The sequence below is a fragment of the Aeromonas sp. CD genome (genome assembly GCF_033349375.1).
Classification (GTDB): Bacteria; Pseudomonadota; Gammaproteobacteria; order Enterobacterales; family Aeromonadaceae; genus Aeromonas; species Aeromonas hydrophila.
The window spans coordinates 179972-197282 of sequence record NZ_CP137631.1; the positions used below are offsets into that span (position 1 = coordinate 179972).

Sequence of the window (17311 nt, forward strand, 5' to 3'; positions counted from 1 at the left end):
GTGTTCAGACTCCTGTGCCAAGTTGCCAGCCTTGCGGCGCCGGCTGCCAGGGGGCAGGGGGCACCATCTGCGGTGGCTCGGCAAGATAGAGGGGAAATTGGGAGAAAATTGTCTGCAAGCGATGTGCCAGCTCTTGCCACTCCGTGGGCTGAAGTGGCTGGGTGGCCTGCCATGTCAGCCGCTGGCCGTTCAGCGTCAGAGTGAGCAGCAGTTGGTCATCATGGCGTAGTTGCCACTGTTGACCATCCGGTAACAGCTGATAATCCGATTGTTGCAGCAATCGGGCGGTGAGGCGATCCAGCCCCAGCCCGTCCACCTGCTGCTGGCCACGGCGGCGGTAGTCGTCTGACTGTTGTTCAAGGCGTTGCAGAGCCTGCAGCAGCCGCTCAGGCTCGGCCAGCTCGCTCAGGGTCAGCCGCTCGGCCAGCTGAAAGCGGGCGATCACCTGGTCGTTGAACTGCTGGTTGTCGACGATGGGCACCGCCAGGGTCGGCAGGCCGAGACAGGCCCGCTCCCAGGTCATGCCGCCGGCGGCGCCGATGGCGAAGTCGTGCCGACTCATCAGGTCGGCCATCTGGTCACTCTGGCGCAGCAGCACCAGGTCGAGGTCGGCCAGTTCGGCCACTCTCTGCTCCAGCTCGGGCCAGAAGGGATTGGCGCCGCCCGCCACCAGGGTCCACTGGATGGTGCGGGCCCAGGGCAGCCGGGCCAGGCTGTTGAGGGTGATGAGGCAGGCGCCAGCCGGGTCGGCGCCGCCAAAGCAGATAAGGCCCCGTCGCCACTGACTGGCGTGTTGCCGCGCCAGCTGGCGATAGGCGGGGCGCAGCAGGGCATAGTCGGTGCCCAGCAGCAGCCGGCAATCGGCTGGGGTGAGCGGCTGGTAATCGGCGGCGCGGCGCAAGGGGCCCTGATCCAGCAGCAGCTGGCAGTGGTGCGGCCGGTCGGCCAGATCATCGATCACCAGCACGCGGTGGCAGTGGGCGGCCAGCTGGGTTTCGAGCCGCTGGTCAATCTGGTAGTGATCGAACACCAGCCAATCGGGCTGCAAGCCAGGCAACGGGCCGGCGTCATCGAACGCGCTCAGGGGATGATGGTGATGGGGCCGCAGCAGTGACAGCAGGTGCGCGGGCAAGTCGTGGCAGAGGAAGTGGCACTCGGCCCCGGCGGCGTGTAGCCGATCGGCGATGGCCAGACAGCGCATCAGGTGGCCCAAGCCGATATCGGCGCCGGCGTCGAGCCGGAAGGCAACCTTAAAGGTCATCTTGGGCCAGCACTTGATAGAGCAGTTCGGCCAGGTGCCAATCTTCCGGCGTGTCTATGTCGACCACCCTGTGCCGCGGCAATATGTGGCCGATCCCTTCTCCTCCCACCGGGCTGATCCCCCCCAGCCAGGCCGCGCGGCTGCCCCAGTAGAACTGGCCAGCATCCTGATAGGCGGGCTCCAGATCCTGGGAGCGTTTCGCCATCTGCTCCGGCCAGAACGGCGTGACCCGGCCCTGCTTGTCCATGCGTACCGCCCGCTGGATCGGGAAGCCGAATTCGGCCACCGTGTAGACGAAGGGAGCCTGGCTGGCGAGCAGGCGGGCGTGGGCGGCGCGCAGGTCAGCCGCCTGGATCAGCGGCACGGTGGCATAGATGCAGCAGTAGTGTTCTGCCTGGATGCCGAACTGGTCGAGCCGCTGGATGGTGTCGATCACCACAGGGGTGGTGCCTGTATGGTCATCGGCCAGCGCGGCGCCCCGCAGGAAGGGCACGTCAGCCCCGAGGCGACGGGCCACCTCGGCGATCTCAGGGTCATCGGTGGAGACCACCACCCGACTGAAACAGCCCGAGTCTCGGGCCGCCTCAATGGCGTAGGCAATCATGGGCAAGCCGCAGAAGGGACGGATGTTCTTGCGGGGAATGCGCTTGCTGCCGCCCCGTGCCGGGATGATGGCGATGGCCATGATGCTCTCTCCCTGAGGAGCCCGACGTGGTCGCCGGGCCGGATAATTGATGACAACTCGTTGATTATTTTTGAGATTATACCGAGTTTTCATCTTATATTATTGAGCTTTGCTACGGAATTGCCCGGCGATGGTCGATAACATGGGCAAGTGATGGGACGTCATTGGTATTGAACATGAGTTATGGTGTCGAATTGCGCCCGCTCCAGCCCTGGGATCTGCCCACTCTGCGACGCTGGCGCAACCAGGACGAGGTGCGGTTGCAGATGGTGGAGCAGGCGCTCATCTCCCCCCGCCAGCAACGGCAGTGGTTCGTCAGCAGCCTGGAACGGCCTGACCAGCAGCACTGGGTGCTCTGGTGCCGCGGCCTGCGGGCCGGCTACGTCAACCTGAAAGGGGAGACGCGGCAATCGTTGCAAGGGCAGCCGGTGGCTGATGCCGGTCTCTATCTGGGCCGCTCCAGCGTGCGTCATCCCATGCTGGCCGTCGCCGCCGCCCTGTCACAGCTCGATCAGGGCTTCGATACCTTCGAGCTCGGCTGCATCCGCACCCTGGTGCGCACCGGCAACGACGCCGCCCTGCGCCTGAACGCGCAGCTCGGCTATCGCCAACAGGGGCAACAGGGCGACTTCATCGCCCTCGAACTGCAGCCCGCCGACTATTATGCCGCCCGAGAACGGCTACGGAGATTTTTCAGATGACTACAGCGTTGGAACAGGTTTTTGCCGATGCCCTCGGCATCGACGTCGGCAGCGTCAGCGACCAGCTGGCCTACAACAGCATTCCCCAGTGGGACTCCGTCGCCCACATGGGCCTGATCGCCCAGCTGGAGGACTGCTACGGCGTGTTGCTCGATACCGATGACATCATCGACATGAGCTCGGTCGCCAAGGCGCGGGAGATCCTCGCCAAGTACGGGGTCGCCCTCTGATGCAGGGGCTGCTGCAAGGCAAGCGGGTGTTGATCACCGGCGCCGGGCGCGGCATCGGGCTCGCCATTGCCCGGCTGTTTGCCGCGCAGGGGGCCGAACTGTGGCTGGCGGGACGCGATGAGGCGGCCATGAGCAGGCTGGCCGATGAGCTCGGCGCCGAGTTCGGCGTGCCTTGTCACTCTCTCTGTGTCGACGTGGCGCAGCCGCAGGCAGTCAAACAGGCCTTTCAGCAGCTGTTTGCCCAGACGCGTCAGCTGGACGTGCTGGTCAACAATGCCGGCATGCTGGAAGAGGGGCTGCTCGGCATGGTCAATCAGGCCCAGCTGGAGCAGACCTTCAGCCACAACACCTTCAGCGTGGTCTATTGCAGCCAGTATGCCGCCCGCCTGATGCAGCGCAGCGGCGGCGGCAGCATCATCAACCTGGCCTCCCTGATGGGGCGGGTGGGTGCCGCCGGCCTTTGCAGCTATGCCGGCAGCAAGGCGGCGGTGATCGGCATCACCCAGTCGCTGGCCAAGGAGCTGGCCGCCAGCCGGATCCGGGTCAATGCCATCGCCCCCGGCTTCATCGACACCGAGATGGCCCACGCCATCCCGGACGACAAGTTTGCCGAGCGACTCGCCAGCATCGCCATGGGGCGCATCGGCACCCCGGACGAGGTGGCCAAGGTGGCGCTGTTTCTCGCCTCCGACCTGGCAAGCTATGTGACCGGTCAGGTCATCGGCGTGGATGGAGGCATGACGGTCTGATGGATCACGCGCACGCACTGCTCGCCCACCTGCGGGCAGACAACCCGGCGCCGGCCTGGCGCGACCCGCAAGAGGGCTGGCTCTCCTACGGCGAGCTGGCACGGCGGGTGGCACGGCTGGCTGCCAGCTATCCGGACGAGCGCAGCCTGGTCTATCTGCCCTTTTGCACCCGCACCGTCCACCTGCTGCACTATCTGGCCGCGCTCAAGCTGGGGCATGTCGTGATGCTGGCAGACCCGGCCCTCCCAGCGAGTCAGCACGATGCCAGCTGCCGGCAGTTTGGCGTGAGCTGGCGGGTCAATGACGCCGGTCAGCTGGAGCGGCTTGCCGCGACGACGCCCACCCTGCACCCGGCGCTGTCAGTAATGCTGCCGACCTCGGGCAGCACCGGCAGCGCCAAGTGGGTGCGGCTGTCAGGGCGCAATCTGGCTGCCAACGCCGCCTCCATCGCCGACTATCTGGCGCTGACGGCGGCCGAGCGGGCCATCACCAGCCTGCCGCTGTACTACTCCTACGGCTTGTCGGTGCTCAACAGCCATCTGTTGGTGGGCGCCTCCCTGGTGCAGCACGAAGGGAGCGTGCTGGAGCGCGACTTCTGGCAGCAGGTCGATCTGCACGGCGTGAGCAGCTTTGCCGGGGTGCCCTTTACCTATCAGATGCTGGCCCGGCTGCGCTTTGACTGGGCCCGCTACCCCTCTTTGCAGACCCTGACCCAGGCGGGCGGGCGTTTAGAACCCGCGCTGGCGCAGCAGTTTGCCGAGCAGGCCTTGCGGCTGGAGCGGCGCTTCTTCGTCATGTACGGCCAGACCGAGGCCACCGCCCGCATGGCCTGGCTGGCGGCGCCCGAGGTGGCCGCTCATCCGGATGCCATCGGCCGCGCCATTCCCGGCGGCCAGTTCGCTTTGCGTGCGCTGGAGGGGGGCAAGCCCGGGGAGGGGGAGCTGGTCTATCGCGGTGACAACGTCATGCTGGGTTACGCCGGTGCGGCCGAGGATCTGGCGCTGGGCGCCCAGCTGCAGGAGCTGGCCACCGGCGATCTGGCCCGTTGCGACGAGGCGGGCCGCTACTACATCTGTGGCCGGCTCAGCCGTTTTCTCAAGCTGTTCGGCAAGCGGGTCAGCCTGGCGGAGGTCGAGAGCCAGCTCCATCGTTGGGGCTGGACAGGGGCCTGCTGCGGGCGTGATGACAGCCTGCTGGTGGTCGTCGAGCCCCGCGGTGACCAGCCGGCCGACGGCTTGCAGCGCGAGCTGGCGCAGTGGCTGCAGGCCCCGCCGCGCGCGGTGCAGGTGGTGCAGGTGACACAACTGCCGCGCACCGCCAATCACAAGATTGACTACGCCGCTCTGGCCAGGCTGGCGGGGGAGGCGTGATGGATCACTTGCTGAGCGCGCCGGTCTTTGCGCTGCCCCAGGCCGCCAAACAGGCGCTGTTGCTGGCGCGGCTCAATGCGCTGACTGCGCACCATCGGGCGCACTGCACGGCCTATGACAATGTGCTGCAAGCCTTCGGCTGGACGGCCGCGGCGACCGACTACGCTGCGCTGCCCTACCTGGCGGCCCGGCTGTTCAAACTGGCCCAATGGCAGAGCGTGCCGCAGAGCGAGGTGTTCAAGGTGCTCACCTCGTCGGGCACCACGGGCTCGCCATCACGGATCGTGCTGGACCGGGAGACCGCCGCCCTGCAGAGCAAGGTGCTGGTGAAGATCCTGCAGGAGTTTGTCGGCAAGCAGCGCCTGCCCATGCTGCTGGTGGAGCAGCCCGCCCTCATCCAGAACCGCAGCGGCTTTTCGGCGCGCGGCGCGGGCGCCCTGGGGCTCTCTTTCCTCGGTCGTGACCACACCTATGCCCTCGACGAGCAGATGCGGCCCAACTGGCCCGTCATCGAGGCCTTTTGTGACAAATATGCCGGCCAGCCGGTGCTGCTGTTCGGCTTCACCTTCATGGTCTGGCAATGCCTGCTGGAACCGCTGCGCGAACGCGGCCTGCAACTGCCGCTGACACAGGGCATGTTGTTTCACAGCGGCGGCTGGAAAAAGCTGCAGCATCTGGCAGTGGACAATCCCGCCTTCAAGGCCCGCTGCCGTGAACAGCTGGGGCTGGGTCGGGTACACAATTTCTATGGCATGGTGGAGCAGGTGGGCTCCATCTTCGTCGAGTGCGAGCAGGGTCACCTGCATGCTCCCGTGTTTGCCGATGTACAGGTGCGCGATCCGCTCACCCATCAGCCGCTCGGGATTGGCAGCCCAGGCTTGCTGCAGGTGCTCTCCGCCATTCCCGGCAGTTATCCCGGCCACAGCCTGCTGAGCGAGGATCTCGGCGTGCTGCTGGGGGAGGATGACTGCCCTTGTGGCCGCCATGGCCGTTATTTTCACGTAGCGGGACGCCAGCACGGCGCCGAGGTGAGGGGATGCAGCGACACCTTTCAATGACCCCATCCGGGGCGCCCACCGGGCTCTGGCAGGAGGGGCCGGCGGTCGGCTTCGTGGCCCCGACGACGGGCTGGCAGACCTTCTGCCCGCAGCCCTTGCCCTGCTTTGCCCCCGTCATCTGCGACTTCGTGGCGGCGCTGTCGACCCGCCTGCAACAGGAGGGTCGGCGTCACCCCGATCTGGCCGCGTTCGGTTTCTGGCTGCGGCCGCGCCAGCTGGCCAGAGAACAGCAGCGTTTGCAGGGACGGGGACCGCTGGGGGTCACTTTTCACCTGGTGCCCTCCAACGTGCCGACGGTGGCCTTCTACTCCTGGCTGGTGCCTCTGTTGATGGGCAATCCCTGCGTGGTGCGGCTGTCGTCACGCCGCGATCCGCAGCAGGAGGCCATGCTGGCGATCCTCAACGAACTGTTCAGCCTCGGTGAATGGCAAGAGATCGCCGCCCGTACCCGCTTCATTCGCTATGACCACGACGAGGGCATCACCGCCTGGCTGTCGGCGCGCTGCCGGCTGCGCATCATCTGGGGTGGCGACGAGACCATTCGCCAGGTGCGGGCCATTCCCCTGGCACCAACGGCGCAGGAAGTGGTGTTTCCGGATCGCCGCTCGATGGCGGTGCTGGACAGCCACTGGCTGGCCGGGCTGGATCCGCAGGAGTGGCAACGGACGCTGGCTGCCTTGCAGCAGGACTGCACCCGTTTCAACCAGCAGGCCTGCGCCTCGCCAACCACCCTCTGCTGGCTGGGTGAACCCGATGAGGGACTGCGCCACCGCTTGCTGGAAGCCCTGTTTGCTCCCTTTTCCGCCGATCCCGCCCTGGCGATGGAACGACTCATCCACAGTCAACAAAATGCCGCCGAGCAGGGGGCAATGAAGGTGACCAGCTTGCCCGGCGTCACCTTATTGACTCCGGCGAGCGCGCTGCGGCTCGCACACGTCGGAGGAGGTACAGTTGCCGAATTTGTGGCCGATACCCTGAATGAGCTGCTGGCACAGCCCTGGGACATGCAGACCTGCGTCTGGGTCGGCGGTGACAGGGCCGGGGTCGAAGCGGCGCTGCCGACTGCCCCCACCTGCCGGATTGACCGGGTGGTGGCGCCGGGACAGGCGCTCGCATTCGAATGGCTCTGGGATGGCATCGACATGCTGCAACTGTGCAGCCGTGGCCTCAGCCGGCGTGAATAATCGGGTGTGGCTCACATAAATCCAGCAGCTTCAATGGATTAGCTTGGTCAGGCATACCTCTTGCAGTAAAACCTGACAGAGAGGGAGAAGGGTTGACAGGGACCGTGCGGTAGCCTTGCCCATTTTCTCCCATCCGCTTCTTTTCTATTCATTTTCCCTTGGATTTCCCTATGAAAGTCAGCGTATTGGTGCCCGTCTACAACCTGGCGCGCTTCATCGAACCCTGCCTGCTCAGCCTGCTCGAGCAGCAGACGGATTTCGAGTTCGAGGTGATCGCCATCGATGACGGCTCGAGTGATGACTCCTGGTCCATCATGCAGCGACTGGCACGGCAGTGGCCGGCCCTGCGGGCCCTGCAAAACGAACGGAACATGGGGCTGGCCAGAACCCAGAAGCGGCTGCTTGGCGAAGCAAAAGGGGCCTACCTTGCCTATGTGGATGGCGACGACCTCGCCTTGCCGGGCAAGCTGCAGCGTCAGGCCGACTATCTGGACACGCACCCAGGCTGCACGCTTTGCTATCACGAGGCGGAGATGTTTGATGATGAGACCGATGCGCGCATCAAGCTCTTCACCCGCGATTATTACAATGCCCCTTACCTCGAACCCGTGATGACGCGGGAGGCGCTGATCCGCTTCGGGGTCTTCGTCAATGCCAGCTCCATCATGTTCCGCCGCTATGACGGCATGGCCGATGCCATCGATGAAGGGTGCAAGATCATTCTCGATTATCCCTGGCACATCCTGAATCTCTCCCGCAACCCGGGTACCCTGGATTTCATCCCCGAGCTGCTGGGGCGTTATCGCTACCATACCCAGAGCTTCGGCGGGCAGACCCGCAAGTCGGCAGAACGCCGTGAACAGTCGCTGCGCGATCTGCTGCGCGCCTGTGACAATGCGGCTGCGTTTGGCGCTGACCCGGTGATCATTGCCCAGGGTCGTGCCCATCACTACTACTCTGCCGCGCTCTATTTTTTGCGGCAGGATGATGTCGCCCGCTTTACTCAGCTCATCGAACAGTCGGCGGCAGAGGTTGCGGAGCTGGCGCCAGGCTGGTTTTTCGACGAGCGGCATCAACTGGCGTGGGCGCAGCGTGCCCATCCCGCCCGGGTCGTGCAACAACTGTTTGGAGAAGCGGCGTGAGCTATCAGGCAATCGTCATTGGCGCCGGGCTTTCCGGTGCCGTCATGGCTGAACGAATGGCCAGCCAGCTTGGCTGGAAGGTGCTGGTGCTGGAACAGCGCGATCACATCGGTGGCAACTGCTTCGACGAGTATGACGAGCACGGCGTGCTGATCCATCGCTATGGGCCGCACCTCTTCCATACCGACAGCAAGGTGGTGTGGGATTACCTGTCGCAGTTTACCGAGTGGTTGCCTTACGAGCACCGGGTGCTGTCACGCATCGATGGGCAGCTGGTGCCTATCCCGTTCAACCTCACCAGCATCGAACGCTGCTTCCCCGCCGACAAGGCTGGCGCCATGATTGAGGCCCTGCGCACCCGGTTCGGGGATGGCGCCAGAGTGCCGATTCTCGAACTGCGCAAGGAGCAGGATCCCCTGCTGGGTGAACTGGCGGATTTCATCTATCAGAAGGCTTTCGTCAACTACACCAGCAAACAGTGGGGGGTTCCGCCCGAGCAGATATCCCCTGAGGTGACGGCGCGGGTACCCGTGGTGGTCAGTCGGGATGACCGCTACTTCACCGACCCCTGGCAGGCGGTGCCGGCTGCAGGCTATACCGCCATGTTTGAGCGCATGCTTGCGCATCCGCTGATTGACGTGAGGCTGTCGACCCCCATGGCACAGCATGTCAGGCTGGATTGGCAGCAGAAGCGGGTGCTGCTGGATGGCGTGCCGTTTGACGGCCCCTTGATCTATACCGGGATGCTGGATCATCTGCTGCCGGCAGAGGAGAATTACCTACCATACCGCTCACTGCGTTTTGAGCATCGCCATCTGGCGCAGGAACAATTTCAACCGGTTACCACCGTCAATTATCCGAATGAAGAAGCCTTCACGCGGATCACCGAGTTCAAGCATTTCAGCGGGCAGGTACATCCCGGTACCAGCATCGTTTATGAATATCCCTGTGACTATCAGCCAGAGCTGGGGTTGGAGCCTTACTACCCGCTATTTACCGATACGGCCAAACAGCATTATCAAGCGTGCCGTGATGAGTTGACCCGCTTTCCGCAGTTGATCGCCTTGGGCCGCCTTGCCGAATATCGCTATTTCGATATGGATGATGCGGTGAACAATGCGTTGAATCATTTTTCCAAGCAAACGACAACTCTTTGAACCTTGGATGGACATGCCGTGACCAAACCACTGTTATCTGTATTAATGCCAGTCTATAACTGTGCAGAATATATCGAAGAAGCTCTTGCTAGTATCCAGGCTCAAACTTTCACAGACTTTGAAGTGCTGGTGATCGATGACGGTTGCAGTGATGAGACACCTGCAATTGTTCGGCGTATAGCTTGTCATGATCAACGGATCAAGATTATTTCCCGGGAAAATAGCGGAATTGTAGATTCTCTTAACGAAGGGGTGGCATTAGCCCAGGGCAGATGGTTGGCCCGCATGGATGGCGATGATATTTGTGAGCCTCATCGTTTCTCTTGTCAGTTGGCTTTTCTCAACGCTCATCCAGAGATAGACATTGTTGGAAGCTGGGTGCAGCTTTTCGGGGTTCGCAGCGAGATCTGGCATCACCGCCGTGAAGATACATTTATTAAATTCATGCTGTTGTTTCGTTCATCTGGGTTCAGCCATAGCTCAATCATGGGCAAAATCGAGTTGTTTCAGAAATTTTCATATGACAAACATTATGAAGATGTTGAGGATACTGAGCTCTGGTCCAGAATGGCGCTTTGTCGTGGAGTTAAATTTGCCAACATTCCGGAAGTATTGGTCCATTACAGAGTTCATGATGCTCAAGTTTCAAAAATAAAACGTGCGCGTCAAATGATCCTGTATCGGCAGATAATGACCAAATACATGCAAACACTCGGCGTTGTGGACATAGATATTGAGGCACATGAATGGTGCTGTGATCTGCGAAGTGATTTAAGTGACACAGAGTTAGAACGCATTTATTTATGGCTAGAAAAACTCAGCAGCAGTATCAGAGCTGACTGGCCGGATGATTTTGGCGTGATATCTGAACGTTGGGCCAGGCTTTGTGCGTTGAATGGGCATGTGAATAAGAAAAATGATCTGTTTGGGTTTCGCCCCGTGACCTGGCTGTACAATATACCATCCGTATTGAACTACAATAAATAGGGTTGACTCATGAATCTCATACTGTTTCCCTTCGAGCGCGTCATCAAGGGAGCAAACATTGCTATCTATGGTGCTGGAGAAATTGGCGAATATTTCCTTCGTCAGTTGGCTGCAGTTCCTTTTTGTCATGTGGCTTGGCTGGTCGATAGAAAATTTAAGTCCTTGGGAAAACAGCAACAACTCATTTCTCTACCACCGGATTTGATGGATTGGCAACAACCTGAGCAAATTATTATTGCTTCTCAATTATTTGAAGAAGAGATAACAGAGTATCTTGTTAGTGAGGGCGTTGATCCTACGAGAATTGTAGGTATCGGAGCTGAGCAGAAAATTGATGTGCTAGACCTGATTCAAACCAGACTGAGTGCTACCCCGGCAGATGATGAATGGGATGCCTACTATAAATTGGCAGAGAATTCAGCCCAAGCCCAATATAATAGATTCATTCAACCTGTATTGAGCCGGCTGGAAGGTGTGTTGGATTATAGCAATGTCCTTGATTTTGCCTGTGGTAAGGGACGTATTGCAGAGATAGTGCATACACGTTGTCAGTATCTGCAGTTGGTTGATGCCAGCTTTGACGCAATAGAGTTCTGCCGCCAGCGCTTTGCTAAATATTCAAATATCAGTATGCAATGCAATGGTACAGATCAGTTACCTCAGCAAACCAGCTCTCTAAGTCTGATATATTCTTGGGATGCGATGGTTCATTTTTCCTATAAAAGCTTGGATTTCTATCTCGGCGAGTTCAATCGTGTACTGGAAGATCAGGGGTATGTTGTAATGCATCACTCTAATCTTGGTGCATTGGTGGATAATATGAGAGTATTCGACCAATGGAATCTGAATCCGGCCGGACGTAGTAGGATTTCAAAAGATGATGTTGCTTTCATTGCCCAGCACCATGATTTCGAGGTGGTGGAGCAAACACTCATCGATTGGGAGTGCAAGGATATGGATTGTATCAGTGTATTGAGAAAAACGGCAGGTGTTCGTGGCTGACCTCTGGTTTTAGAATGCACTTTATATTGGTCTAATGGATGAAAATTGAATGAAAGTTTCTATCATCACAGCAACATATAATAGTGCTGCAACTATCGAAAGATGCTTATGTAGTGTGGCTAAACAAACAGCCATTTCCCAGATAGAGCATATTATTATCGATGGCCGATCTTCAGATCAAACACTTACCCTAGTGTCTACATTTCCACATATAGCGAAAGTGGTGTCAGAAGCAGATAACGGTGTTTATGATGCTTTCAACAAAGGATTAGCTGCTGCAACGGGTGAAATTATTTATTATCTTAGCTCAGATGATCATTTCTGTGACTCAGATGTTATTTATGATATTTTGACCAAATTTGTAAAAGACGATTCTCTCGATTATTTGGCTGCTAGAGTTATTATAAAGGATCCTGCGACCAATGCTGAGTGGATTTTGCATGGAAATGAATTGCGTAATGGTGAACAGGAATTTAGCCATCCTCATCATCAAGGCTTTTTCATGAAACGAGCCCTGCTGCAGGAATATGGTGGTTTTCCCCGATCTTTTAATATAGCAGCTGATTCTTATATTATGTTGAAGACCATTCTTTTTAAGCGTGGGGATTTTTCTGACAGGATAGTGGCCCATTTCTATCTTGGTGGGTTGAGCAGTAATATTGAAAACTATAACCTAATTAATCGGGAAACCAGGATTATTTACGAACTTCTGGATTTGGAAAGGGCAAACCAACAAGATGTAGCTTTGGCATTGGCAAATAAAAATATGACGTTATTGAAGCGGCTTTTTCATAGCTATTTGGAGAAGGAGCAAGATGTTTCAGTATTGAAAGGAAGACGTATTGGTATCTTTGGTACCGGGATTATGGCTAACATAATATACATGCTGCTTGAAAAATCGGGTATTGTGACAGACTTCTTTATTACCTCTCTGGGGAGTGATAGTACCTTTAATGGTAGACAAGTCTGGTCTTTACATGATTTCCCCTCCAATGTGGATATTTTATTTAACTCCGTAGAGGGAGAGCATGGTGATGAAATAGTCTTGAAGTTACAACACAAGGCTCCTGTAGCACGGATCATCAAGTGGCATGAAATTTATGAATAAGAAAGTCGCACTTATCACTGGTGTAACCGGGCAGGATGGCTCCTATTTGGCCGAGCTTCTATTAGAAAAAGGGTATCAGGTGCATGGGATCAAGCGTCGAGCTTCATCGTTCAACACTCAACGTATAGACCATATCTACCAAGACCCTCATATTGAACATCAAAATTTTGTACTGCATTATGGTGATCTGACGGACTCCTCTAACTTGACCCGTATTATTCAAGAGGTTCAACCAGATGAGGTATATAATTTGGGGGCTCAATCTCACGTAGCAGTCAGCTTTGAGTCTCCTGAATATACGGCCGATGTAGATGCTATGGGCACACTGCGCCTACTAGAGGCTATCCGGTTGTTGGGATTGGAGAAAAAAACCCGGTTTTATCAAGCTTCGACGTCAGAGTTGTTTGGCCAGGTCCAAGAGATACCGCAAAGAGAAACCACCCCCTTCTATCCACGCTCTCCTTATGCCGTTGCCAAACTTTATGCATACTGGATCACGGTGAACTATCGTGAGGCTTATGGTTTATATGCATGCAACGGTATTCTTTTCAATCATGAATCTCCCCGTAGGGGAGAAACTTTTGTTACTCGAAAGATTACCAGAGGCTTGGCCAATATTGCCCAAGGTTTGGATAGTTGTCTCTACATGGGGAATATTGATTCTCTACGGGATTGGGGTCATGCAAAGGATTATGTACAACTACAATGGCTCATATTACAGCAAGAAAAGCCTGAAGATTTTGTGATAGCGACTGGCGAGCAGTATTCTGTGCGTCAGTTCATTCTTTGGGCAGCAGAAGATGTTGGTATACAATTACGTTTCGAAGGCAAGGGTGTTGAAGAAGTTGCAGTGGTGGTATCAGCCAAGGAAGAGCTGGCCCCGGCAGTCCGTCCTGGTGATGTGGTTCTTCGTATTGACCCCAGGTATTTCCGTCCTGCAGAAGTTGATTCTTTGTTAGGTGATGCGAGTAAAGCACGAGAAAAACTGGGTTGGAAACCCAGTATTACAGTAAGAGAAATGTGTGCCGAAATGGTTGCTGCTGATGTGAAAGTGGCGCAGTGCCATGCCTTGTTGAAAAAACACGGATTTGAGATTGGTGAGTCCATGGGGAACTGAATATATGGCTAAGAAGAGAGTCTTTGTTGCTGGACATCTCGGCATGGTAGGACAAGCCTTGTGTCGGCAACTTGCGATGCTGGATTCAGTTGAACTGGTGACCGCTACTCGAGGTGAACTAGATCTGACAGATCAACAAACGGTAAAACGTTTTTTGATGCGTCAACAAATAGACGAAATATATGTGGCGGCCGCCAAGGTAGGAGGAATTTCTGCAAACGAAAGTTTCCCAGCAGAATTCATCTACCAAAACTTGATGATTGAAGCTAATTTGATTCACAATGCACACCTTGCTGATGTACAGAAATTGTTATTTCTGGGTTCTAGTTGCATCTATCCAAAGTTAACCCCACAACCCATTTCGGAAGAGGCACTTCTTACTGGCCCACTGGAGCCGACTAATGAACCTTATGCTATTGCCAAAATTGCCGGTATTAAACTGTGTGAAAGTTACAATAGGCAATATGGAAGAGATTATCGCTGTGCTATGCCGACCAATCTCTATGGCCCATATGATAATTTTCACCCTCAGTACAGTCATGTTATCCCTGCCTTAATAGGAAAGTTCTATCGAGCCATTGAACAAGGCGATAAATTTGTAGAGATCTGGGGTAGTGGCAACGCCCGTCGTGAATTCATGTATGTCGATGACTTGGCGGCAGCATGCTTACATATTATGTCTATATCGCAGCAAAACTTACAGTTACTGACTGGTCCTAGATGCTCTCATATTAATATTGGAACTGGTATTGATTGCTCTATTCGTGAAGTGGCAGAGCTTCTTAAATCTATCAGTGGTTTCACCGGAGAGTTTTGTTTTGATGAGAATAAACTTGAGGGTACTCCTGTAAAAAGACTGGATGTAACAAGATTGAATAAATTGGGTTGGCAGGCAACCACTACATTGGAGTTAGGCATGCGAAATGCGTGGGACTGGTATGTTAATAATGTTAATTTAAAAGAATAAGGTTTTTTATGAGTGTTGTGTGGATTGGTGCTTCAAGCTTGGCTGAAAAGCTTTTTAATAAATGGGTTCGTATTTATGGTGATACTGTACCTAAAGTTATTTTGGATAATGATCCAAAGAAAAGTGGTCGCTTGTTTAATGGTATAACTATTGATCTGGTCACTAATATAAATGAATATTTGCAAAGTGATAGTAAGATAATCATTACGTCATCTTATGTGACAGAGCTCCAGTGCCAACTAAGTGAGTTGGGTGTTAAACACACCATCATGGATTATAGTACATATGATAGTATTATTTCTAGCCATGTGTTGAACAAGAATAAGAAACTTAAAGATAAGCGAAAAACTGATCGTTGTTTTATCATTGGCAATGGTCCTTCACTGAAAACTATAAATTTAAGCAAGTTAGCCCAGTTTGACTGTATTGCGGTTAATCATGCCTATAAAAGCCATGAGATTGTTAAATTATTACCTCAATTCTGGATATTGGCAGACCCTCTCTTTTGGTTGAAAAGTGATTTATTACTAGAGCCAATAATGAACGTGTTATCGACTAAACTTCCTGATACCAGATTAGTAGTCAATGCTGATGCTTTACATTATTTTGACAGGCAAAAAGCGGAAATGGAGAACCTCTATTTCTATGATATGTCATCTGGGCTTGCTACAGATGAGATAATAAGTTGTGACTTTAGTGCGAAAATGCAGCATTGTGCTCAGAATGTATTATGTCCTGCGATACTACTGGCCCTTTATATTGGATATGAAGAGATTTGTTTGGTTGGATTTGATCATACTTGGTGGGCTTTTACTAGGGAGGATATATTGTCCGGAAAGGTTATTCCGCATGTTTACCAACATACTTCGGTGGATGATAAAATATCACTCGATGCATATAAGGAATTGGGTTTTCATGGACTGCGAGAAACTATTGAACGACAAAAGTTAGAGTATGGTTATATTCGTCGACTTGCCGAAAGAAGAGGGCAGAAGATATACAATATAACGTCTGGTGAGCTAGATTGTTTTGTTAATAAGAAGGCAGATTTTTTTCTATAAGGAAAGCCTTTATGCTAATGTTACATCGCCTTATGATTGAAGAAAAACTATCTCGTGGTAGAAATTTAATCATCTATGGTACTGGGTCTGCGGCAGAGAATTTTATTAATAAAAATTCTTGGTTGTATTCACAAGTGACTTTTTTTATGACTACACGTCCTGAGAAAGAGTGCTTTCTTGGCAAAGAAGTTGTTACTCCGGATAGTTATTCACAGTCCATTAATGAGGCTTTTATAGTAATTGTTAGTTCGTTTTTTATAGAAATAAGTCAATATTTGCGTGATATTGGCTTAAAGGAGGGGGAGCACTTCATTCAGGTCTTTAAAAATGTAGATATATCGACAACCTCAAAACGTAGCATCAATGGCGTTGAGGTTGGAAAGTATACATACGGCTATGAACGCCATTGTTTCAAAGGTTCATTACTTGAAAGCATTGGTGCTTTCTGTTCCATTAATGAGTCAGTTAAAATCGGCGAGTTCAATCACCCTCTCGATTGTATTACATCCCATCCCCTACTCTATATATCTAAACATGATATTCTAGGTTATGAAGGTGTTCCTGGTATCTGGGAGAATGACGATCTATTGGATTTGTATAACATGTCTTCCAATCAAAAGATTACGATTGGCAATGATGTATGGATTGGTGCTAATGCAATTATATTACCTGGGGTGACAATTGGCGATGGTGCTGTGGTCGGGGCTGGTGCTGTAGTAACTCGTGATGTACCTGACTATGCCATCGTGGTGGGAGTCCCGGCTAAAGTTATTCGTCAACGCTTTAATAAAGAACAAATTTCAATATTGAAAAGAATATGTTGGTGGGATTGGGATGATGAGCAGATTCAAGAAAAAGCAGGGCTCATTAAGAACCCAAGCCTTTTCTTTTCATACTATAGTAACTAGGACAGTGATCAGACTTTGATAAAGGATGGTATATCACAAAAAGATAATTTTTGGATATTTAAATTATGTTTCGCTAGAAACTCATCTACAGCGCTAGTTTCTCCCTCAACAGTGCCGTAATCGTCCATTATAATCAGACCACCTCTCACCATGTGAGGGAACAGAAGGTCTAGCGCAAATTTACTAGGGCTATAAACATCGACGTCAATATGCAGCAATGCAATACGTAAATGTGGATTATCCTTAAGATAAGCAGGTAGGGTTTTAAATATGTCACCAGCCATCAGCTCGATATTATATAGACGTTTATGATCGAGAAACTGTTTGAGCTCATCTTTTCCAATACCTTCTCCAGCCACAGATTCAAATTTTTCGATAAATTGGTTATCAGCATCCGTCCCATGGTCAGGGCGAGGAAAACGTCCAAAAGCGTCAAATCCAAGAATTTTACGTGAATTTGTAGTCTCCAGCATATCCCTGAAAGAGGCAAAACGGATAAGTGATGAACCTTTGAATACGCCTAAAGAATGGAGCCCGGTATTGTTGAGATCATTTTATACAGCTCATAATGAGCTATCAGTTTCTGTAGCCTTTTCTGTTCAGCAGTCAAGTAAAAACCATTTT

At 53.8% G+C, this 17311-nt stretch carries 16 protein-coding genes and 2 pseudogenes; 15 read left to right on the forward strand and 3 right to left on the reverse strand.

What is annotated here, in order from left to right; all coding sequences use genetic code 11:
* Window positions 1-4: 4 nt before the first annotated feature.
* Window positions 5-1261: a UDP-2,4-diacetamido-2,4,6-trideoxy-beta-L-altropyranose hydrolase gene (pseG, locus tag R2E40_RS00780; RefSeq protein ID WP_318164530.1), complete on the reverse strand. Its 1257-nt coding sequence runs from the start codon at window positions 1259-1261 to the stop codon at window positions 5-7.
* Window positions 1251-1946, reverse strand: coding sequence for a pseudaminic acid cytidylyltransferase (gene pseF / locus R2E40_RS00785; protein ID WP_318164531.1), 696 nt, complete (start codon window positions 1944-1946; stop codon window positions 1251-1253). The genes pseG and pseF overlap by 11 nt, the downstream gene beginning before the upstream one ends.
* 164 nt (window positions 1947-2110) lie before the next feature.
* Here pseF and R2E40_RS00790 point away from each other — a divergent pair, with 164 nt between their 5' ends.
* From R2E40_RS00790 to R2E40_RS22925, 15 genes and pseudogenes are all read left to right on the forward strand, one after another.
* Window positions 2111-2647, forward strand: coding sequence for a GNAT family N-acetyltransferase (locus tag R2E40_RS00790; RefSeq protein WP_011707834.1), 537 nt, complete (start codon window positions 2111-2113; stop codon window positions 2645-2647).
* Window positions 2644-2877 (forward strand): acyl carrier protein, encoded by a 234-nt coding sequence (locus R2E40_RS00795; protein WP_005306726.1) that lies wholly within the window; start codon window positions 2644-2646, stop codon window positions 2875-2877. The genes R2E40_RS00790 and R2E40_RS00795 overlap by 4 nt, the downstream gene beginning before the upstream one ends.
* On the forward strand, window positions 2877-3626 hold the full coding sequence (locus R2E40_RS00800) for an SDR family NAD(P)-dependent oxidoreductase (protein WP_017409718.1): 750 nt from the start codon (window positions 2877-2879) through the stop codon (window positions 3624-3626). The genes R2E40_RS00795 and R2E40_RS00800 overlap by 1 nt, the downstream gene beginning before the upstream one ends.
* On the forward strand, window positions 3626-4996 hold the full coding sequence (locus R2E40_RS00805; RefSeq protein WP_318164532.1) for an AMP-binding protein: 1371 nt from the start codon (window positions 3626-3628) through the stop codon (window positions 4994-4996). The genes R2E40_RS00800 and R2E40_RS00805 overlap by 1 nt, the downstream gene beginning before the upstream one ends.
* A complete protein-coding gene (locus tag R2E40_RS00810; protein WP_318164533.1) occupies window positions 4996-6054 on the forward strand; it encodes an acyl-protein synthetase in 1059 nt (352 codons plus the stop codon). The genes R2E40_RS00805 and R2E40_RS00810 overlap by 1 nt, the downstream gene beginning before the upstream one ends.
* Window positions 6051-7238 carry an acyl-CoA reductase gene (locus R2E40_RS00815; RefSeq protein WP_318164534.1) on the forward strand — a complete coding sequence of 396 codons (1188 nt, stop codon included), beginning with the start codon at window positions 6051-6053 and terminating at the stop codon, window positions 7236-7238. Before R2E40_RS00810 ends, R2E40_RS00815 begins: the two co-directional genes overlap by 4 nt.
* 158 nt (window positions 7239-7396) lie before the next feature.
* On the forward strand, window positions 7397-8380 hold the full coding sequence (locus R2E40_RS00820; protein ID WP_318164535.1) for a glycosyltransferase family A protein: 984 nt from the start codon (window positions 7397-7399) through the stop codon (window positions 8378-8380).
* Window positions 8377-9537, forward strand: coding sequence for a UDP-galactopyranose mutase (glf, locus tag R2E40_RS00825; RefSeq protein WP_318164536.1), 1161 nt, complete (start codon window positions 8377-8379; stop codon window positions 9535-9537). The genes R2E40_RS00820 and glf overlap by 4 nt, the downstream gene beginning before the upstream one ends.
* An 18-nt stretch (window positions 9538-9555) precedes the next feature.
* Window positions 9556-10524 (forward strand): glycosyltransferase family 2 protein, encoded by a 969-nt coding sequence (locus R2E40_RS00830; RefSeq protein ID WP_318164537.1) that lies wholly within the window; start codon window positions 9556-9558, stop codon window positions 10522-10524.
* A gap of 9 nt (window positions 10525-10533) precedes the next feature.
* A complete protein-coding gene (locus R2E40_RS00835; protein ID WP_318164538.1) occupies window positions 10534-11526 on the forward strand; it encodes a class I SAM-dependent methyltransferase in 993 nt (330 codons plus the stop codon).
* A gap of 49 nt (window positions 11527-11575) precedes the next feature.
* On the forward strand, window positions 11576-12634 hold the full coding sequence (locus tag R2E40_RS00840; protein ID WP_318164539.1) for a glycosyltransferase family 2 protein: 1059 nt from the start codon (window positions 11576-11578) through the stop codon (window positions 12632-12634).
* The gene (gene gmd, locus R2E40_RS00845) at window positions 12627-13751 is read left to right on the forward strand and encodes a GDP-mannose 4,6-dehydratase (RefSeq protein ID WP_318165525.1); all 1125 of its coding nucleotides are present in this window, start codon (window positions 12627-12629) and stop codon (window positions 13749-13751) included. Before R2E40_RS00840 ends, gmd begins: the two co-directional genes overlap by 8 nt.
* Window positions 13752-13755: 4 nt before the next feature.
* Window positions 13756-14718: a GDP-L-fucose synthase gene (locus tag R2E40_RS00850; RefSeq protein WP_318164540.1), complete on the forward strand. Its 963-nt coding sequence runs from the start codon at window positions 13756-13758 to the stop codon at window positions 14716-14718.
* Between the two features lie 8 nt (window positions 14719-14726).
* Entirely contained in the window at window positions 14727-15779 is a 1053-nt protein-coding gene (locus R2E40_RS00855) for a hypothetical protein (RefSeq protein ID WP_318164541.1), read from the forward strand.
* A 623-nt stretch (window positions 15780-16402) separates the two neighbouring features.
* Window positions 16403-16565, forward strand: a pseudogene (locus R2E40_RS22925) (DapH/DapD/GlmU-related protein); the annotation flags it as partial.
* 130 nt (window positions 16566-16695) lie between these two features.
* Here R2E40_RS22925 and R2E40_RS00865 read toward each other — a convergent pair.
* A pseudogene (locus R2E40_RS00865) lies at window positions 16696-17202 on the reverse strand (TylF/MycF/NovP-related O-methyltransferase); the annotation flags it as partial.
* Window positions 17203-17311 lie beyond the last annotated feature (109 nt).